Here is a 19,793-nt window from a genome sequence, read left to right as displayed (position 1 = left end):
CCGGAACCGATGTCGGTTCCGGGCCACTCCCGTTGGTTCCGCCTGCCCTGTCCGCCCGGGCCGGCTGCGCCTACTTCGGCTGCGGCTTGCGCACCGACAGGTGCAGCTCCCTCAGCCGGGCCTCCTCCAGCTCCGTCGGCGCGCCCATCATGAGGTCCTGGGCATTGCCGTTGAGCGGGAAGGAGATGGTCTCGCGGATGTTGGGCTCATCGGCCAGCAGCATGACGATGCGGTCGACGCCCGGGGCGATCCCGCCGTGCGGCGGGGCGCCGAAGCGGAACGCGCGCAGCATGCCGGCGAACTTGTCCTCGACCGTCTCCCGGTCGTAGCCCGCGATCTCGAACGCCTTGAGCATGATCTCCGGCTCGTGGTTGCGGATCGCGCCGGAGGACAGCTCCACGCCGTTGCAGACGATGTCGTACTGCCAGCCCAGGATGTCCAGCGGGTCCTGGGTCTCCAGGGCCTCCAGACCGCCCTGCGGCATCGAGAACGGGTTGTGCGAGAAGTCGATCTTGCCGGTCTCCTCGTCCTTCTCGTACATCGGGAAGTCGACGATCCAGCAGAAGCGGAAGACGTTTTCCTCGAAGTGCCCGGCGCGCTTGGCGGCCTCGACCCGCACCGCGCCCATGATCTTCGAGACCTCGTCGAACTCGCCCGCTCCGAAGAAGACGGCGTGACCGGCGGCCAGCGACAGGCGCTTGGTCAGCTCGGCGACGTTCTCCTCGGTGAGGAACTTCGCGATCGGGCCGGTGAGCGAACCCTCTTCGGTGACCCGGACCCAGGCCAGGCCCTTCGCCCCCTGCGAGACCGCGAAGTCGCCCAGCTGGTCGAAGAACTTCCGGGGCTGCGCGGAGACGTCCGGCACCGCCAGCGCCCGCACGTGCTTGCCGGCGAAGGCCTTGAACTCCGAGCCCTCGAAGACGTCGGTGATGTCGACGAGCTCCAGCTTGGCCCGCAGGTCCGGCTTGTCGGAGCCGTACTTCAGCATCGACTCGCGGAACGGGATGCGCGGGAAGGGCGAGGTGACGTGGCGACCGCCGCCGAACTCCTCGAACAGCTCGGTCATGAGCTTCTCGATCGGCTGGAAGACGTCCTCCTGCTCGACGAAGCTCATCTCGACGTCGAGCTGGTAGAACTCGCCCGGCGAACGGTCCGCGCGCGCGTCCTCGTCACGGAAACAGGGCGCGATCTGGAAGTAGCGGTCGAAGCCCGAGATCATCAGCAGCTGCTTGAACTGCTGGGGCGCCTGCGGCAGGGCGTAGAAACGGCCCGCATGCAGCCGGGACGGGACGACGAAGTCGCGTGCGCCCTCGGGGGAGGTCGCGGACAGGATCGGCGTCGCCATCTCGTTGAAGCCCAGCGCCGTCATCTTGTGCCGCATCGCCGAGATGACCGACGTGCGCAGCATGATGTTGCGGTGCATGCGCTCACGGCGCAGGTCGAGGAAGCGGTACTCCAGACGCCGCTCCTCGTTGACCCCGTCCTCTGCGTTGATCGTGAAGGGCAGGGGCTGTGCCGCGCCGAGCAGCTCCACCTCGCCGACCTCGACCTCGACCTCACCGGTCGGCAGGTCCGCGTTGACGTTCTCGGCGCCCCGGGAGACGACCTTGCCGTCGATGCGGACCGTCGACTCCTTGGTCAGCTTGTCGAGCGCCTCGTAGGCGGGCGTGCCCGGACGGGCGACGAGCTGCGTGATGCCGTAGTGGTCGCGCAGATCGATGAAGAGGATGCCGCCCAGGTCGCGCCGATTGTGCAGCCAGCCGCTCAGCCGGACGTCGGTGCCGACGTCAGAGGCGCGGAGCTCGCCGCAGGTGTGGGACCTGTACCGATGCATCGTCGTTCATCCAGTCTTCGCGGATCGGGGGGGTGTTTCACGTGAAACAACCCCCAGGGTACCGGGCACGCTGTGCGCGCCTCCCCCCATTACCGGGCACCCGTGACGGCCCGGGCGCGGCAGGAACAGTCGAGGATCAGTGGCACTCTTCGTTCCTGTCTTCTTAAAGTGGGGCAATGCGCATTGGCGAGCCGCTGCCCGCCGTGGGGGATGTTCTCACCGCCCTCGCGACCGGCCTGTGGCACTGGGACACCGCCACCGGGCTGGTCACGGTCGACGCCGAGGCGGCCCGGCTGCTCGGGCTGCCCCGGGAGGAGACCGTCCTCACGGAGGCCCAGACCCGGGCCCGACTGCACCCGGTCGACTGGAACGAGATCACCGGAGTGATCCAGCTCGCCGTCGCCGAGGGCACCCTCGCCGAGGTGCGGATCCGCATCATGGACGACCGGGGGCGGGTGGTCCGGGTCGTCCGCAGCCGCTCCAAGCCGTCCTTCGACCCGGCCAAGAAGGCGTACGAGCTGATCGGCACCCTCCAGGAGGTCACCGAGCCGACGCCGGGCACCCCGGCCGGCCGGACCGCCGTCACCGGCGACTGGCGCCGCTCACGGGAGGCCTTCCTGCTGGACGCGGGGCGGGCGCTCGCGGAGGCGCGGTCCACCGCAGAGGTGCTGCGGGTCGCCGCCGGACTGTCGATGCCGGGCTTCTCACCGGACGGACTCGCCGTCTTCGGCGTCGAGGGCGACCGGCTGACGATCATCGGCCACCACGGACACCAGTCGGGCGACGACGATCCCTTCACCCAGATGTCCATCCATACGGACTATCCGGCCGCCGAGGTCGTGCGCACCGGGCGGGCCGTGTATCTGTCCTCGCCCGAGCGGTACAAGGAGCGCTATCCGCTCACCTGGCCGCTGGCCGCGCCCTTCGGCCGCCACTCCTGGGCGTTCCTGCCGCTGACGGTGGCCGGCCGCACGATGGGCGCCTGGATGGCAGGCTTCGCCTACCCGGTGGCGTTCACCCCCGACGAACGGTCCGTGCTCACGACGGTCGCCAGGATGCTCGCCCAGGCCCTCACCCGGGCGGGCGCGGCGGAGACCCAGCGCGAGCTGACCGACGGCCTGCAACGCTCCATGCTCCCCACCCTCGGCCCCGAGATACCGGGCATGACCCTCGCCGCCCGTTACATACCGACCGGCGGCGGTCTCCAGGTCGGCGGCGACTGGTACGACATGATCCCGCTGCCCGGCGGCGCGTCCCGGACGAACCCGGGGGGCGGCCGCTTCGCCCTGGTCATCGGGGACGTCCAGGGCCACGACGTCCGCGCGGCGGGTCTCATGGGGCAGCTGCGCATCGCGCTCAGGGCGTACGCCGCGGAGGGCCACCGCCCGGACGCGGTCCTCTCCCGCGCCTCCGGATTCCTGCACGGTCTCGCCGACGCGGACGGCGGCGCCGATCTGCGCTTCGCCACCTGCCTGTACATCGAGGTCGATCCGGTGACCGGGGTGCTGGAGGCCGCCAGGGCGGGCCACCTGGACCCGGCGGTCCGGATGGCCGACGGCACGGTCCTGGTCCGCGCCACCGCGGGCGGACTGCCCCTGGGCATCGACCCGGACGCCGACTACCCCACCACCCGGATCGCCCTGGAGCCCGGCGAGGCCCTGATGCTGTGCACCGACGGCCTGCTCGAGACCGGGGGCCACGACCTCGACACCGGCTGGCGGCGCGTCCGCAAGATCCTGGAGGCGCACGAAGGAGACCTCGAGGAACTGGCAGACGCCCTGGTCCAGGCGGTGCACGGCCCCTCCTCGCACCACACCACGGGCCCGCTGGCCGACCGCCGCGAGGACGACATAGCCGTTCTGCTGCTCTGCCGCCAGGGCGAGGGCGGCTGCGGTCCCGGCACCGCGCCGCTGCCCGCCCGGCAGCCCGTGCGCCGCTCGATGCTCACGGTCGCGCAGGCCGAACCGGAGCGCATCGCCGTGGCCCGGCAGCAACTGCGCGAACTGCTGCACGACTGGACCTGCGAGGACCAGGTCGACTCGGCCGTCCTGCTCGTCTCCGAGACGCTGACGAACGTCCTCGTCCACACCGACGCCGACGCACTGCTGGTCGCCGAGGTCACCGGCGCGCCCGGTGAACGCCGGCTCCGCATCGAGGTCACCGACAACAGCGACGACCTCCCGCACATGCGCCGCCCCGGCGAGCTGGCCTCCTCCGGCCGCGGCCTGGTCCTCATCGAGCTGCTGGCGGACACCTGGGGCGTGGCGCCGCGGGGCGAGGGCAAGAGCATCTGGTTCGAGCTCTACGAACCGTCGCCGACGGCGTCGTAGCGCGTGCGCAGTTCGTGCAGGATCCCGAAGCCGGCCGCGGTCACGGGCACGGCGAGCAGCATGCCGAGAATCCCTGCCACGGACGCCCCGGCCGTGATCGCGACCATGACCACCGCCGGGTGCATCTGCACGGTCCGGCTCTGGATCACCGGCTGCAGCACATGCCCCTCCAGCACCTGCACCGCGAGCACCACGCCGAGCGCCCACAGCGCGATGACGAACCCCCGGTCGGCGAGCGCGACCAGCACCGCGACCGCTCCGGAGAGGAACGCGCCGAGATACGGGATGTACGCCCCGACGAAGACGAGGGCGCCCAGCCCGACCGCCCCCGGCACATCGAGGACGAGCAGTCCGACGGTGATGCACACGGCGTCGATGAAGGCGATGAACGTCGTCCCCCGCATGAACCCCTCGACGGCGCGGAAGGCCCGCCGGGCCATGGCCTCGAGGGTGTCGGCGCTGCCGCCCGGAGCGACGGACCGCAGGACGCCGACGGCCCGGTAGGAGTCCCGCAGGAAGAAGAAGACGAGCAGCAGCGCCAGCACGGCCATGGCGATGGTCTCGCCGACGACGCTCACCCCGCTGATGACATTGGAGGCGGCCGTCCCTCCGAACTTGGTGAGCAGGTCCTTCGCGTTGGCGGCGATGTCGTCCAGCGAGGTCCCGGCCGCCCCGAAGTGATCGGCGATGCTCCGCCCCGCCGACCTCAGTGCGGCGACGATCTGGTCCCCGCTGTCGATCAGCGCGGCGACGACGATGTAGACGGCCCCGCCGACCACGGCGACGACGGCGACACAGGTGATCCCGGCCGACAGCGACCGCGGCACCCCGGCCGCCACCATCCGCCGGTGCAACGGCCGCAGCAGCGCGGTTCCGAGCAGCGCGAGCAGCACGGGGGTGACGGCTGTGCGCAACTCCGCGCACAGCCGGATCCCGACGTACCCGACGCCCGACGCGAGCAGCACCACAGCGCACCAGGCCGCGAAGCGGCGGGCGGGAAGCGGGAGCAGGTGCACGGCTCCAGCGGATCACGGACCCGCCGGCCTGTCCTGACCTGACGGCCGCCCGGGTGACGGGACATGACTCGCACTCAGAATCGAACACGCGCTCCCTGAAGGGTGAACATCCTTACCGGAGACCGGCGTTGCCCTGGACATATGCCTACCGTCCGAGACGGAGGTGATGCTCGATGTACGAGCAGAACGACACACCGCCGCCGAACCGGTCGGCGGCACAGCAGGACGCGATCGAGATCAGCGACTTCGTCTACGCGGCGACCGGCGCACGGGTGCGCAGGCTCACCACTCCGGACGGGACGCACTGGTTCCCGGCAGTCGACGTGTGCAAGAACCTGGGCTACGCACACGTCGGTTCCACTCTGCGCAATATTGCGGACGAAGCCAACTTCGACAGCGTCGAGAGTGTGCTTCAGAGGCACACTCTCGACATTCCCGCAGGTCGAGAGTGGCGACGAGACATGAACCTCGTCAACCTTCAGGGTTTGATCCTTTTGGTCAACGCCTGCACCAAGCCGGAGTCGCAGCCCTTCAAGACCTGGGTCGCCGGTGTCATCGCCACCATCCAGCGCGACGGCTCCTACGCCCTGGAGCCCGCCCCCGTACAGCCAGCCCCCGCCGGCGGCACCGCGTACGTCATGCCGGAGCAGGTCGTCGACGCCCTCGTGCGCCTCGAAGAGCGCAACATGCAGATGGACGAGAGCCTGGCCGCCTTCGCCGGGGAGCGCAACGACCTGCTGCGGCAGATCAACCACAGCCAGAGCAGGATGGCCGACGCGCTGGACGCCATCGCCGAAGCCCTCGGCCGCCCTGCCTCCCCCTCCCGGCCCGCCTCCGAAGCGGGTCCGACGCCCCAGGAGCTGCTCGCGCTGTGGAAGGCGAAGAACCTGGTCGTCACGGACGACGTGCATGCGGTCGCCGCCGTCCTCGCCCCGGCACTGGTGCGCGGCGAGGCCCGCTATCGCGTGGAGGACATCGCCACGCGTACGGGACTGTCGCACGACCGGGTCCACGACTGCCTGCGGATGCTGCTCAAGCGAGGATGTCTGCGGCAGACCGGCTGCGCCGCCGACGGAGCGCCGCTCTACGTACTGCCGTAGCGAGGTGACATGAGGCAGGCCCGAAGTCGCAAACCAAAGTTGCGGCTTCGGGCCTTGTCACACCGTAGCGGTCTTCGGCGGGGCCGGAGGGCTAGATGCCCTTTTCCGTCATCCCGTGCACCGCCGGGATCGTGCCGAGACGGCCCTTCTGGAAGTCCTCGAACGCCTGCTGGAGCTCGTCCTTTGTGTTCATGACGAACGGGCCGTAGTGCGCCATCGGCTCACGGATCGGCTGTCCGCCCAGCAGCACGACCTCCATGTCCGGCGTGTTCGCGTCCTGCTTCTCGTCCGCGCGGACCGTCAGCGAGGAGCCCGAGCCGAAGACCGCGGTCTGGCCCAGGTGGATCGGGCGGCGCTCCGGGCCGACCGCGCCCTTGCCCGCGAGGACGTACGCGAGGCCGTTGAAGTCCTCGCGCCACGGAAGAGTGAGTTCGGCGCCCGGCGCCAGGGTCGCGTGGACCATGGTGATCGGGGTGTGGGTGATGCCGGGCCCGGCGTGCCCGTCCAGCTCGCCGGCGATGACCCGCAGCAGCGCCCCGCCGTCGGGGGTGGTGAGGAGCTGGACGTGCCCGCCGCGGATGTCCTGGTAGCGCGGCGCCATCATCTTGTCCTTGGCCGGCAGGTTCACCCACAGCTGGAGGCCGTGGAAGAGACCGCCGGACATGACCAGCGACTCCGGCGGCGCCTCGATGTGGAGCAGACCCGAGCCGGCCGTCATCCACTGGGTGTCGCCGTTGGTGATGGTGCCGCCGCCGCCCTGGCTGTCCTGGTGGTCGAAGATGCCGTCGATGATGTAGGTGACGGTCTCGAAACCGCGGTGCGGGTGCCAGGGGGTGCCCTTGGGCTCGCCCGGCGCGTAGTCCACCTCGCCCATCTGGTCCATCATGATGAACGGGTCGAGGTGACGGTAGTTGATCCCGGCGAACGCGCGGCGCACCGGGAAGCCCTCGCCCTCGTAACCGCTGGGCGCGGTCGTGACGGCGAGCACGGGGCGTGCCACGGCCTCGGCCGACGCGGTGACGCGCGGCAGGGTCAGCGGGTTCTCGACGGTCACTGCGGGCATGTCCGTACCTCCTTGGGCGGCGTACGTGTCATTTTAGTTGAGCATTGAACTTTCTGCCACCCATAACGGCGAAAGCCCGGAGGGCATTCCCTCCGGGCCGCACCGCACGGGTGATCCGTCCTAGCCGTACATCCGACGCATCGCGAACTCGACCATCTGCTCCACTGCCTTCGCGTCGAACACCATCCGGTGCTCGCCCTCCATGTCGAGGACGAAGCCGTAGCCGGTGGGCAGCAGGTCGATCACCTCGGCGCCGGTGATCACGAAGTACTTGGACTCCTTGCCCGCGTAGCGGCGCAGCTCCTTGAGGCTGGTGAACATCGGGATCACCGGCTGCTGGGTGTTGTGCAGGGCGAGGAAGCCGGGATTGTCGCCGCGCGGGCAGTAGACCTTGGAGGTGGCGAAGACCTGCTGGAAGTCCTCCGCGGCCAGCTGCCCCGTGGTGAAAGCGCGCACCGCGTCCGCGAGGGAGGGCGGGGACGGCTCCGGATAGAGGGGCGGCTGCTGGCCGTACCCGCCATGGCCGCCGGGCATCTGCTGCTGCGGCGACGCGTACTGCTGCTGCGCAGCGCCGCCGTCCATGGGCTGGCCGTATCCGTACATGGCCGCAAGAGTACCGAGGCGCGCCGACGGCGGAGCGAGGTAGACCCTTCTCACACTTGACCGACGGGGGTTGCAACTTATTACCGACGGGTAGCATCATCGTAGGTACTTGCTACTTGTCGGTATGTGAATCAGCGCGAGGATCCAGTGCCTCGCCCATCTCTCCAACGGATTCCGGGAGCCGTCGCCATGGGGCACTACAAGTCGAATCTTCGCGACATCGAGTTCAACCTGTTCGAGGTGCTCGGGCGCGACAAGCTGTACGGCACCGGCCCGTTCGAGGAGATGGACACCGAGACCGCGAAGAGCATCCTCGACGAGCTGACCCGCCTCTCGGAGAACGAGCTGGCGGAGTCGTTCACGGACGCCGACCGCAACCCGCCGGTCTTCGACCCGGAGACCAACACCGCGCCGGTCCCCGCCAGCTTCAAGAAGAGCTACCAGGCCTTCATGGACTCCGAGTACTGGCGGCTCGGCCTGCCCGAGGAGATCGGCGGCACCACCGCCCCGCCGTCCCTGATCTGGGCGTACGCGGAGCTGATCCTCGGCGCGAACCCGGCCGTGTGGATGTACTCCTCCGGTCCGGCCTTCGCCGGCATCCTCTTCGACGAGGGCAACGACGTCCAGAAGAAGATCGCGCAGATCGCCGTCGAGAAGCAGTGGGGCTCGACGATGGTCCTCACCGAGCCCGACGCCGGTTCCGACGTGGGCGCCGGCCGCACCAAGGCCGTGCAGCAGGAGGACGGCTCCTGGCACATCGAGGGCGTCAAGCGCTTCATCACGTCCGGCGAGCACGACATGTCGGAGAACATCCTCCACTACGTCCTCGCCCGCCCCGAGGGCGCCGGCCCCGGCACCAAGGGCCTGTCTCTCTTCATGGTCCCGAAGACGCTCTTCGACTTCGAGACCGGCGAGCTGGGCGAGCGCAACGGCGTCTACGCCACGAACGTCGAGCACAAGATGGGCCTCAAGGCGTCCAACACCTGCGAGATGACCTTCGGCGACCGCCACCCCGCCAAGGGCTGGCTGATCGGCGACAAGCACGACGGCATCCGCCAGATGTTCCGCATCATCGAGTTCGCCCGCATGATGGTCGGCACGAAGGCGATCTCCACGCTCTCCACCGGCTACCTCAACGCGCTCGAGTACGCCAAGGAGCGCGTCCAGGGTCCCGACCTGGCGAACTTCATGGACAAGGCCGCGCCGAAGGTCACCATCACCCACCACCCCGACGTGCGCCGCTCGCTGATCACCCAGAAGGCGTACGCGGAGGGCATGCGCGCCCTCGTCCTCTACACCGCCTCGATCCAGGACGCCATCGCGGTCAAGGAAGCGGCCGGCGAGGACAGCAAGGCCGAGCACGCCCTCAACGACCTGCTCCTGCCGATCGTCAAGGGCTACGGCTCCGAGAAGGGCTACGAGCAGCTCGCCCAGTCGCTGCAGACCTTCGGCGGCTCCGGGTTCCTCCAGGAGTACCCGATCGAGCAGTACATCCGCGACGCCAAGATCGACACCCTGTACGAGGGCACCACCGCGATCCAGGGCCAGGACTTCTTCTTCCGGAAGATCGTCCGCAACCAGGGCGCGGCGCTGAACTCCCTCGCCGAGGACATCAAGAAGTTCCTCGCGCTCGGCACCGGCGGCGAGCAGCTGGCCGGCGCCCGCGAGCACCTGGCCAAGGCGGCCGTCGAGCTGGAGGCCATCGTCGGCCTGATGCTGACCGACCTCGCGGCCACCGAGCAGGACGTCAAGAACATCTACAAGGTGGGCCTCAACACCACCCGCCTGCTGCTCGCCTCCGGTGACGTGATCGTCGGCTACCTGCTCCTCAAGGGCGCGGCGATCGCCGCCGAGAAGCTGGAGACGGCCTCCGCCAAGGACCGGCCGTTCTACACCGGCAAGATCGCGGCGGCGAAGTTCTTCGCGGCCAACGTCCTGCCGGGCGTCACCCTGGCCCGCAAGGTCGCCGCCGACGTCGAGCTGGACCTGATGGAGCTGGACGAGGCCGCGTTCTAGGACGCCCTCCGGGCCCACCCCGGGGACGCGTTCCGGTCACCTCCGGGACGCGCTCCGGGCCATGGTCGGGGGCGCCTTCGGGGTCACTCTCCGGGACGCCCCCAAGGCCGCCTTCCGGGTCTCTCCGGGTCCCACGCTCCGGGTCCGCCCCAGGACGCAATCGGACTCACCAGGACTCACCAGGACAACCGCGCAGCACTCCACACGGTCCTCACGAGGGCCCGCTCCCATCCCCGGGAGCGGGCCCTCGTACGTCGTTAAGGTGAACACCATGAGCGAACCCTCCCGCTTCGACCGCGGCCACACCGACGACCTCATGACGTATCTGACGGCGAGCCCATCGCCGTATCACGCCGTGGCGAACGCGGCCGAGCGGCTCGAGAAGGCCGGATTCCGCCAGGTCTCGGAGACGGACGCCTGGGACGCCGAGACGCACGGCGTCTCCGCCTCCGGCAGCGGGGGCCGGTACGTGCTGCGCGGGGGCGCGATCGTGGCCTGGTACGTGCCCGAGGGCGCGGCGCCGCACACGCCGTTCCGGATCATCGGCGCGCACACCGACTCCCCGAACCTGCGCGTCAAGCCGCTGCCCGACACCGGCACGCAGGGCTGGCGCCAGGTGGCCGTGGAGATCTACGGCGGCCCGCTGCTCAACTCCTGGCTCGACCGCGACCTCGGTCTGGCGGGCAGGCTGACCCTGCGGGACGGCACGACGCGCCTCGTCGACATCGGCCGCCCCCTGCTGCGCGTCCCCCAACTCGCCATCCACCTCGACCGGTCGGTCAACTCCGACGGCCTCAAGCTCGACAAGCAGCGTCACCTCCAGCCCGTCTGGGGCCTCGGCGGTGACGTGCGCGACGGCGACCTGATCGCCTTCGTGGAGGAGGAAGCGGGGCTGACCCCGGGCCAGGTCACCGGCTGGGACCTGATGGTGCACTCCGTGGAGCCGCCCGCCTACCTGGGCCGCGACCAGGAGCTGGTGGCCGGCCCGCGGATGGACAACCTGCTGTCCGTGCACGCCGGCACCGCGGCGCTGGCAGCCGTGGCGACGGGCGGCGCGCAGCCGCCGTACATCCCGGTGCTGGCCGCCTTCGACCACGAGGAGAACGGCTCGCAGTCCGACACCGGCGCGGACGGCCCGCTGCTCGGCAGCGTGCTGGAACGTTCGGTCTTCGCGCGCGGAGGCTCGTACGAGGACCGGGCGAGAGCCTTCGCGGGCACCGTCTGTCTCTCCTCCGACACCGGGCACGCCGTGCACCCCAACTACGCGGAGCGGCACGACCCGACGCACCACCCGCGGGTCAACGGCGGGCCGATCCTCAAGGTCAACGTCAACAACCGCTACGCGACGGACGGCACCGGACGCGCGGTGTTCGCCGCGGCCTGCGAGAAGGCGGGCGTGCCGTTCCAGAACTTCGTCTCCAACAACTCCATGCCCTGCGGCACGACCATCGGCCCCATCACCGCGGCCCGGCACGGCATCCGCACCGTCGACATCGGCGTGGCCATCCTGTCGATGCACAGCGCACGGGAGTTGTGCGGCGACGCCGACCCGTACCTGCTGGCCAACGCGCTCACGGCGTTCCTGCGCGGATAGCGGACGGCCGGCGAACGCGCCCCCGACGCATGGGAGTCGATCGCCCGGGTACCCGGATTCCGGTGGTGACCGGAACGGCCGGTACACCGGACAGGAGGCAACACCATGGGCCTCGGCGGATGCATCATCCTCATCGCCGTGGGAGCCATCCTCACGTTCGCGACCGACTGGGACATGCAGGGCGTCAACCTCGACCTGGTCGGCGTGATCCTGATGATCGTCGGCCTGATCGGCGTGACGACCTTCAGCAGCATCGCCCGGCGCCGCCGCGTGATGGTGCCTCCCGCCTCGACCACGGTGGTCGAGACCGAGCGGCACCACCACCGTGACGGCTACAGCGACGGCTACGGCGCCTGACCGCGGCCGTCGTGACCCCGGCCGTGACCCGGCCGGCCGCCGGTCAGGCCTGCGGGTCCAGACCGGCGAGAACCAGCGGCAGCCGGTCCGCCGCACCCTCGGTGAGGCGGACCGGGACCCCCCAGTCCTGCTGGTGGACATGGCAGGCCGGGTACTCGTTGGCCGGATCGTCGTCGCACGAGGCCGCCATCGCGGACACGTGCAGGACCCCTTCCGGCACCGCCGGATCGAGCTCCAGCGCACGGGTCAGGTCCGTGCCCGCGCCCTCGCCCTTCACCAGCAGCTCGGGTGGGGTGGCGGAGACCAGCAGCCGCGTCGACGGACCGTAGCGCGTGTCCAGCTTCTGACCGGCCGGCGCCTGGAAGATCACGTCAAGACGCAACGGGCCCGGTGCGACCTCGGTCGCCGCCCGCCGGGTGCGGTGGGCCACCGCGTCCACCGTGACGGCCTCCTCCGGCAGCCGCAGCCGGGTCAGCCGGTGCCGGGCCGACTCGACGACCACGATGTCCTCGCCGGCCAGAACGGCGTCGCTGGGCTCCCTCAGGTCCGTCGCCAGCGTGCTGACCTCGCCCGTCGCCGGGTCGTAGCGGCGCAGGGCGTGGTTGTAGGTGTCGCTGACGGCGACCGAGCCGTCGGGCAGGACGGTGACGCCCAGCGGGTGCTGGAGCAGCGCCTGGCCGGCCTCGCCGTCGCGGTGCCCGAAGTCGAACAGCCCGGTGCCGACGGCCGTGTGCACGACGCCCGCCCGGTCGACCCAGCGCAGCGCCGACGTCTCGGAGTCGGCGAGCCACAGCCGCTCCCCGTCCGGGGCGGCGGCCAGACCCGACGGCTGGGCGAACCAGGCCTCGGCTCCCGGTCCGTCGACGAGCCCCTCGTTGGTCGTGCCCGCCACGACGCCCACCGTGCCGTCGGCCGGGTCGTACGCCCACAGTTGGTGCACGCCGGCCATCGCGATCCACACCCGTCCGCCGAAGAGCGCCACGTCCCACGGCGAGGAGAGGTCGACCTCACGCGCGGGTCCTGACGTCGGCGACCCCTGCCACCACTGCCTGCCGGTCCCGGCGAGGGTCGTCACAGCCCCCGAGTCCAGGTCGAGGCGGCGCAGAGCGTGGTTGACGGTGTCGGCGACGACCACGGCGGAGTCGTCGAGCAGGGCGAGTCCCTGAGGCTCGTTGAAGGCGGCGTCCGACGCCGTGCCGTCGGCGAGGCCGCGCACACCGGACCCGATCCGGCGCACCACCGTCTCCCCGTCCTCCGCGAGCTCCACGAGCTGGTGCCGCGTGGTGTCGCTGACCAGGATGTTCCCGCCGGGCAGCACCAGAGCCTTGCCCGGGAAGCGCAGGGCGGTCGGCTCGGGCTCCGGCGCCACGTACGGCCCGTCCCCACGCCGCAGCGTGCCCTTCGCCGCGTGCTCGGCCTCCAGCTCCGCCACCAGCCGCTCGATGGCGTGCACATGCCCCTCGCCGGCGTGCTGCGCGACGACGTACCCCTCCGGGTCGATCACGACCAGCGTCGGCCACGCGCGGACCGCGTACTGCTTCCAGGTCGCCAGCTCGGGGTCGTCGAGCACCGGATGCCCGACGCCGTACCGCTCGACGGCGTCGACGACCGCCTGGTGCTCGGCCTCGTGCACGAACTTCGGCGAGTGCACACCGACCACGACCACCGTGTCCCGGTGCTTCTCCTCCAACTCCCGCAACTCGTCCAGAACATGCAGACAGTTCACACAGCAGAACGTCCAGAAATCGAGAACGACGATGCGTCCGCGCAGGTCGGCGAGGGTGTACTGCTGCCCGCCCGTGTTCAGCCAGCCGCCCTTGCCGATCAGCTCGGGGGCACGGACACGGACGCGACGGGGGGCCGGGGCCGGTGAGGAGTCGGTCATCCCTCAAGGGTGCCACCGACCACCGACAGTCACGCCCCGGCCCCCTTTCCGCCGGTCGCTGCCGCAGTCGGGTCATTCCTCGCGGCATTTCCCGCCCGGGCCGGGAAGGTCCCGCCGGGCCGGGGAAGCGGTAGCGGTATGAGATTTCTCGTGCGTGACCGGCTGCTCGGGCTCGGAGACGACTACTGGATCGAGGACGACCGCGGCGAAAAGGTCTACCTCGTCGACGGCAAGGCGATGCGGCTGCGGGACACCTTCGAACTGAAGGACACCCGCGGCCGGATCCTGATCGACATCCACCAGAAGATGTTCGCCCTGCGGGACACCATGGTGATCGAACGGGACGGCGAGCCGCTGGCCACGATCAGGCGCAAGCGGCTGTCGCTGCTGCGCAACCACTACCGGGTGGCGCTGGCGGACGGCCGCACCGAGCTCGACGTCAGCGGCAAGATCCTCGACCGGGAGTTCGCGGTCGAGTACGACGGCGAACTCCTGGCCGTCGTGTCACGGCGGTGGCTGCACGTACGGGAGACGTACGGCGTCGACGTCGTGCGCGAGGACGCGGATCCGGCGCTGCTGATCGCGGTGGCGGTGTGCGTGATCCACCTCGCCGACAAGGAGCGGCACGACGACTGAGGCACGGATGCCCGTCGAGGCGGACCGCCGCCGACCGAAGGACGGACCGGCCGGGGCACGGGTGGGCCGGGGCACGGGTGGGCCGCCGAGACGGGCCTGCGGGCGACCGCCCCGGCGGCCCGGCGTCCCGGCGCGCCCCGATGCCACGGCGCGCCGCGGACGGCGGGTCAGCGGATCAGCAGGTCAGCGGGTCGGGGTGCGCAGGCCGAGGACGCGGTCCTTGAGGGCCGGGAACAGTTCGCGGGTCGTGGCGACGGCGGCCGGGTCGAACTCGACGGTCAGGACTTCCTCGCCGGGGCCCGCCTCGGCCAGCACCTCACCCCACGGATCGACCACGATCGAGTGACCGGCCTGCGGAACTCCGGCGTGCGTCCCGGCCGTTCCGCAAGCGAGCACGAACGCCTGGTTCTCGACCGCCCGCGCCCGGGCCAGCAGCGTCCAGTGCGCCCGCCGGCGCTCCGGCCAGCCCGCGGAGAGGACGAGGGTCTCCGCGCCGGCGTCCACGAGGGCGCGGAACAGCTCGGGGAAACGGAGGTCGTAACAGGTGGCGACGCCGACGGTCGTCTCGGGGAGGCGGACCGTCACCAGGTCCTCGCCCGCGCTCATCAGCACGGCCTCGCCCTTGTCGAAGCCGAATCGGTGGATCTTGCGGTAGGCGGCGGCCAGCTCACCGGAGGGGGAGAAGAGAAGCGAGGTGTTGTAGAGGGGCCCCTCGTCCCCGGCGGCGCCGGTCGCGGCCGGCGCCCGTTCCGGGATCGAGCCCGCGTGCAGCCACACGCCCGCGTCGCTCGCCGCCTTCGACATCGCCTCGAACGTCGGGCCCTCCAAGGGCTCGGCCTCGTCGGCGAACCGCTCGTAGGCGAACGCGCCGGTCGTCCACAGCTCGGGCAGCACCACGAGGTCCGCGGCGGCCTGTTCTCTTACCAGCGCGGCGGCCCGCAACCGTCGCGCTTCGACCGATTCGTCCTCTTCTGCGGCGATCTGGAGGAGAGAGGCGCGCACACTACCACCGTCCTGGCATTCGAGTAGTCCACACGGGCCTACGATCGTCACACGAAAGCACTGCCGGGGTGCCTCACAGCAGCGTAACTTAGCGTTCCGTAGAGACCCGCCGACACCTGCCGACACCCGCCGACACCCGCCACCTCCCGCTGGCAACGCCGCCACAGCCCACCCGAGTACCGACCGCCGAGGGGTCCCGTTTCCGTGAGTCTGCATCCCACCCTCCAGCCCTACGCCGACGCCTGGACCCACTCCATCGAAGCGATATCCGAGCTGGTGCAGCCTCTGGTGGAGGCGGACTGGAACCGCCGGACGCCGTGCCCGGGCTGGTCGGTCCGCGACATCGTGTCGCACGTCATCGGGCTGGACTGCGAGATGTACGGCGACCCGCGTCCGATCCACACCCTCCCGCGCGACCTGTTCCACGTCACCAACGACCTGCAGCGCTACATGGAGATGCAGGTCGACGTCCGACGTCACCACACGGCGCCGGAGATGACGTCCGAGCTGGAGTACACGGTCATCCGTCGCAACCGGCAGCTGCGCAACGAGATGCGCCAGCCCCACACGACGGTGCGCGGTCCGCTCGGCACCGAGCTCACGCTCGAGGAGTCGATGCGGCTCCACGCGTTCAACGTCTGGGTGCACGAGCAGGATCTGCGCACCGCCCTCGGCCGGCCCGGCAACCTCGACTCCCCCGGCGCGCACATCGCCCGCGACGCCCTGCTGGCCGAACTCCCGGCGGTCGTCGCCGAGAAGGCCGACGCCCCGCGCAGCTCCGCGGTCGTCTTCGACGTGCACGGCCCGATCGAGTTCCTGCGCACCATCCGCGTCGACATCCAGGGCCGCGGCACCCTGGAGACGGCGCCGGCGCTCGGCCCCGCCGCCGCGTTCGCCCTCGACTGGGAGACGTTCGTCCGCCTGGCCTGCGGCCGGGTCACGGCGGACGCGGTCGCCGACCGGGTGAAGGCGGAGGGCGAGCCGGAGCTCACGGCGGCCATCCTGCGGAACTTCGCGGTCACCCGGTAGCCGGGCGGACGGGTGCGGCGCTCTACGAGAACGGGCCCGTCGTGACGATCACGACGGGCCCGTTCCGCGTGCTCAGCGGTCGACCGGAGGTCAGCCCAGCCGGGCGAAGCCGTAGTTCAGCAGCTTGGTCGCGTCGGTGGCGCGCACCGTGACGCTGGTGGAGGCCAGCACCGTGCCCACGACGGTCTTGCCGCCCCGGGTGGCGGCGAAGACGAGGCAGTACTTCGCCTCCGGGCCCGAGCCCGTCTTCACGCCGATGGCGCCGCTGTAGCTGCTCAGCAGCGTGTTGGTGTTGGTCCAGGCGCCCATGGTGCGGACGGACCCGGTCTTGGTGATCGTCTTGGCGGTGTACGACTTGGTCTTGACGACCGCGCGGAAGTTCGCGTTCTTCAGCGAGTTGCTGGCGAGCTTCGTCAGGTCCTTGGCGGTCGAGTAGTTCGCTCCGCTGCCGATGCCGTCGAACGAGTCGAAGTGCGTGCTCGTCATGCCGAGCGTCTTCGCCTTGCTGTTCATCTTGGCGATGAAGCTCTTCACGCGGGCGGCGCGCGTCGTGCCCGTGCCGAACTTGTCGGCCAGCGCGTACGCGGCGTCACAGCCGGACGGCAGCATCAGCCCGTAGAGCAGCTGACGGACGGTCACCTTGTCGCCCACGATCAGGCGGGCGGAGGACGCGGTGTTGGCGACGATGTAGTCGCTGTACGCCTTCTGGATGGTGACCTTGGCGTCCAGGTTGAGGTTCGTCTGCGACAGCACGACGTTGGCCGTCATGATCTTCGTGGTGGAGCCGGTGGACATCTTGGTGTTCATGCCCTTGCCGTAGAGCACGGCACTGTTCGCGTTGTTCATCACGAAGCCGGTCTTGGCGGCGATCGTGGGCGTGGCGACAGCCTGCGCGGGTGCCGCGGTGAGGGCTCCGGTCGCGAGCACTGCGCCGGCGGTGACGGCAACGGCGGCGGCCCTGCGGACTCGAATGCCCTTGATGGCGGTTATCAACTGAAATACCCCGATTACGTCGAATGCCCCTGCGGTGCGGCCAAGTTCAAGGGGGAAAGAGATGGGCCGCACATGTGTGACACGTAAGTAGCACACAAAGTTGTGCGTCTGCCGGGCAGAATTTCCGATTACTTGATCCATTCCTTACCCAACCCCGCGGTCGACACCCATGACCGGCACCCGAGTCGGCGCCCGTACCGACCTCCACGACCGATACCCGTCGGGCCCGCGCACCCGGGTCCGCATTCTGGACCCGCCCTCCGTTGCGTACGTGTTGTATCTATCCTGTGGGCATGCAGTCCGCCGCTCCGCCCGCCGCCCTTCCCGTCCCCGCTCCCGTCAAGCAGCCGCCCGCCGCCGACCGCGTGTACGCCCACGTCAAACAGGGTGTCCTGGACCGCCGTTACCAGGGCGGCGCCCTGCTCACCGAGGGAGAGCTCGCCGAGTCCGTGGGCGTCTCGCGCACCCCCGTCCGGGAGGCGCTGCTGCGTCTGGAGGTGGAGGGGCTGATCAAGCTCTACCCCAAGAAGGGGGCCCTGGTCCTGCCGGTCTCCGCGCAGGAGATCGCGGACGTGGTGGAGACCCGGCTGCTGGTCGAGGAGCACGCGGCGCGCAAGGCGGTGCCCGCGCCGGCCGCCCTGATCGAGCGCCTGGAGGAGCTGGTCGAGCGGCAGCGGGAGCAGACGGCGGCGGGAGACCTGGCCGCGGCCGCCGTGACGGACCGCTGTTTCCACGCCGAGATCGTCCGCAGCGGCGGCAACGAGATCCTGTCGCGGCTGTACGACCAACTCCGCGACCGCCAGCTGCGGATGGGCGTCGCCGTGCTGCACTCGCACCCGGACCGGATCGCCAAGTCCCTCGCCGAGCACGAGGAGCTGCTCCGCGCGCTGCGCTCCGGCGACGCCGACGCGGCCGTGCGGATCGTGCACCGGCACATCGGCTGGTTCTCCCACCTGGCCCGCGGGGAGGTCCGATGAGCACCGCGGCCCGCGGCCCCAACTCCACTCTTCCGGGTGACCCTCCCGGTGGACGGCGCGCGATGGCCGTCTGGGGGATCGGCGTCTCGGTCTACTTCGTCGCCGTCATCTTCCGTACGTCCCTGGGGGTGGCCGGCCTCGACGCCGCCGACCGCTTCCACGTGAACGCCTCGGCCCTGTCCACCTTCTCGATCCTCCAGCTCCTCGTGTACGCGGGCATGCAGATACCGGTGGGCCTGCTGGTCGACCGGCTCGGCACGCGGAAGGTGCTGGCCATCGGCGCCGTGCTGTTCACGGCCGGCCAGCTCGGCTTCGCCTTCTCCCCGTCCTACGGCACGGCCCTCGCCTCGCGCGCGCTGCTCGGCTGCGGGGACGCGATGACGTTCATCAGCGTGCTGCGGCTGGGCAGCAGGTGGTTCCCGGCGCGCCGCGGACCGATGGTCGCGCAGCTCGCCGGCCTGGTGGGCATGGCGGGCAACCTCGTCTCCACCCTGGTGCTGGCTCGCCTCCTGCACGGCGTCGGCTGGACGGCGGCCTTCGCGGGCAGCGCGCTGGCGGGTGTGGTGGTCCTGGTGCTTCTGCTGCTCTTCCTGAAGGACCGTCCCGAGGGCCACGAGCCGGAGCCCTTCCCGCACCGGGGCGGCGCGTACGTCCGCCGTCAGATCGCCGCGTCCTGGCGCGAGCCGGGCACCCGCCTCGGCCTGTGGGTGCACTTCACCACCCAGTTCCCGGCGATGGTGTTCCTGCTGCTGTGGGGCCTGCCGTTCCTGGTCCAGGCACAGGGGCTGTCACGGGCGACGGCCGGCGAACTCCTCACGCTGGTGGTCCTGTCCAACATGGTCGTCGGCCTGGTGTACGGGCAGATCGTCGCCCGCCATCACGGGGCGCGCCTTCCGCTGGCCCTGGGCACGGTGGGCGCGACGGCGCTGATGTGGGCGAGCACGCTGGCCTACCCGGGCGACCGGGCGCCGATGTGGCTGCTCGTCGTGCTCTGCGCGGTGCTCGGAGCGTGCGGCCCCGCGTCGATGCTCGGCTTCGACTTCGCCCGCCCGGCGAACCCGCCCGAGCGGCAGGGCACCGCGTCCGGCATCACCAACATGGGCGGTTTCGTGGCCTCGATGACGACGCTCTTCGCGGTCGGCGTGCTGCTGGACGCGACCGGCGGCGACTACCGGATCGCCTTTTCCTTCGTCTTCGTCCTGCAGGCCCTCGGCGTCAGCCAGATCCTGCGGCTGCGCGGGCGGGCGCACCGGCGGGAGCGGGAACGGCTGGTGGCGAGCCGGGTGGAGACGGTGCACGTACCGGCCTGAGGAGGCTCGGGCCGCACCAGCGGCCCCTCGCGCGGGGAGCCGCGCCCC

At 70.6% G+C, this 19,793-nt stretch carries 16 protein-coding genes; 9 read left to right on the top strand and 7 right to left on the bottom strand.

Translation table 11 applies throughout. From position 1 onward, the window contains the following. Positions 1-70: 70 nt before the first annotated feature. Positions 71-1,834: an aspartate--tRNA ligase gene (gene aspS, locus ACN6LD_RS38575; protein ID WP_319186728.1), complete on the bottom strand. Its 1,764-nt coding sequence runs from the start codon at positions 1,832-1,834 to the stop codon at positions 71-73. 176 nt (positions 1,835-2,010) lie between these two features. Here aspS and ACN6LD_RS38570 point away from each other — a divergent pair, with 176 nt between their 5' ends. Beyond that, positions 2,011-4,164 carry an ATP-binding SpoIIE family protein phosphatase gene (locus tag ACN6LD_RS38570; protein WP_319186729.1) on the top strand — a complete coding sequence of 718 codons (2,154 nt, stop codon included), beginning with the start codon at positions 2,011-2,013 and terminating at the stop codon, positions 4,162-4,164. Here ACN6LD_RS38570 and ACN6LD_RS38565 read toward each other — a convergent pair. Beyond that, positions 4,137-5,180 (bottom strand): AI-2E family transporter, encoded by a 1,044-nt coding sequence (locus tag ACN6LD_RS38565; RefSeq protein WP_319186730.1) that lies wholly within the window; start codon positions 5,178-5,180, stop codon positions 4,137-4,139. The genes ACN6LD_RS38570 and ACN6LD_RS38565 overlap by 28 nt on opposite strands. A gap of 173 nt (positions 5,181-5,353) precedes the next feature. Here ACN6LD_RS38565 and ACN6LD_RS38560 point away from each other — a divergent pair, with 173 nt between their 5' ends. Next, complete coding sequence (locus ACN6LD_RS38560; protein ID WP_445045587.1) at positions 5,354-6,280, top strand: BRO-N domain-containing protein; 927 nt, start codon at positions 5,354-5,356, stop codon at positions 6,278-6,280. Positions 6,281-6,371: 91 nt separating this feature from the next. Here ACN6LD_RS38560 and ACN6LD_RS38555 read toward each other — a convergent pair whose 3' ends face one another. Then, entirely contained in the window at positions 6,372-7,343 is a 972-nt protein-coding gene (locus tag ACN6LD_RS38555) for a pirin family protein (protein WP_319186732.1), read from the bottom strand. Positions 7,344-7,463: 120 nt separating this feature from the next. Continuing rightward, positions 7,464-7,946: an SseB family protein gene (locus ACN6LD_RS38550; RefSeq protein WP_057578035.1), complete on the bottom strand. Its 483-nt coding sequence runs from the start codon at positions 7,944-7,946 to the stop codon at positions 7,464-7,466. A 189-nt stretch (positions 7,947-8,135) separates the two neighbouring features. Here ACN6LD_RS38550 and ACN6LD_RS38545 point away from each other — a divergent pair, with 189 nt between their 5' ends. The 3 genes from ACN6LD_RS38545 to ACN6LD_RS38535 all read left to right on the top strand — a co-directional run bounded on the left by ACN6LD_RS38545 (position 8,136) and on the right by ACN6LD_RS38535 (position 11,913). Then, the gene (locus tag ACN6LD_RS38545; protein ID WP_319186733.1) at positions 8,136-9,962 is read left to right on the top strand and encodes an acyl-CoA dehydrogenase; all 1,827 of its coding nucleotides are present in this window, start codon (positions 8,136-8,138) and stop codon (positions 9,960-9,962) included. A gap of 271 nt (positions 9,963-10,233) precedes the next feature. Then, positions 10,234-11,556, top strand: coding sequence for a M18 family aminopeptidase (locus ACN6LD_RS38540; protein WP_319186734.1), 1,323 nt, complete (start codon positions 10,234-10,236; stop codon positions 11,554-11,556). Between the two features lie 105 nt (positions 11,557-11,661). Then, on the top strand, positions 11,662-11,913 hold the full coding sequence (locus ACN6LD_RS38535) for a DUF6458 family protein (RefSeq protein ID WP_057578039.1): 252 nt from the start codon (positions 11,662-11,664) through the stop codon (positions 11,911-11,913). A 43-nt stretch (positions 11,914-11,956) separates the two neighbouring features. On the opposite strand, the gene ACN6LD_RS38530 is transcribed toward ACN6LD_RS38535, so the two are convergent. Continuing rightward, positions 11,957-13,798 (bottom strand): NHL domain-containing thioredoxin family protein, encoded by a 1,842-nt coding sequence (locus ACN6LD_RS38530; RefSeq protein ID WP_319186735.1) that lies wholly within the window; start codon positions 13,796-13,798, stop codon positions 11,957-11,959. Between the two features lie 138 nt (positions 13,799-13,936). Here ACN6LD_RS38530 and ACN6LD_RS38525 point away from each other — a divergent pair, with 138 nt between their 5' ends. Beyond that, positions 13,937-14,434, top strand: coding sequence for an LURP-one-related/scramblase family protein (locus ACN6LD_RS38525; RefSeq protein WP_057578041.1), 498 nt, complete (start codon positions 13,937-13,939; stop codon positions 14,432-14,434). A gap of 183 nt (positions 14,435-14,617) precedes the next feature. Here the strand turns inward: ACN6LD_RS38525 and ACN6LD_RS38520 are convergent, their stop codons facing one another. Then, a complete protein-coding gene (locus tag ACN6LD_RS38520) occupies positions 14,618-15,436 on the bottom strand; it encodes a carbon-nitrogen family hydrolase (RefSeq protein WP_319186737.1) in 819 nt (272 codons plus the stop codon). Between the two features lie 204 nt (positions 15,437-15,640). On the opposite strand from ACN6LD_RS38520, the gene ACN6LD_RS38515 reads away from it, so the two are divergent. Further along, complete coding sequence (locus ACN6LD_RS38515; protein WP_319186738.1) at positions 15,641-16,465, top strand: maleylpyruvate isomerase family mycothiol-dependent enzyme; 825 nt, start codon at positions 15,641-15,643, stop codon at positions 16,463-16,465. A gap of 90 nt (positions 16,466-16,555) precedes the next feature. Here ACN6LD_RS38515 and ACN6LD_RS38510 read toward each other — a convergent pair whose 3' ends face one another. Beyond that, a complete protein-coding gene (locus tag ACN6LD_RS38510) occupies positions 16,556-17,458 on the bottom strand; it encodes a D-alanyl-D-alanine carboxypeptidase family protein (protein ID WP_319186739.1) in 903 nt (300 codons plus the stop codon). Positions 17,459-17,751: 293 nt separating this feature from the next. Between ACN6LD_RS38510 and ACN6LD_RS38505 the strand changes: the two genes are divergently transcribed. Further along, complete coding sequence (locus ACN6LD_RS38505) at positions 17,752-18,435, top strand: GntR family transcriptional regulator (protein ID WP_445045586.1); 684 nt, start codon at positions 17,752-17,754, stop codon at positions 18,433-18,435. Further along, complete coding sequence (locus ACN6LD_RS38500) at positions 18,432-19,745, top strand: MFS transporter (RefSeq protein ID WP_319186741.1); 1,314 nt, start codon at positions 18,432-18,434, stop codon at positions 19,743-19,745. Before ACN6LD_RS38505 ends, ACN6LD_RS38500 begins: the two co-directional genes overlap by 4 nt. Positions 19,746-19,793 lie beyond the last annotated feature (48 nt).

The sequence above is a fragment of the Streptomyces sp. SAS_272 genome (assembly GCF_052543235.1).
This window is presented reverse-complemented; position numbering and strand designations above follow the sequence as displayed.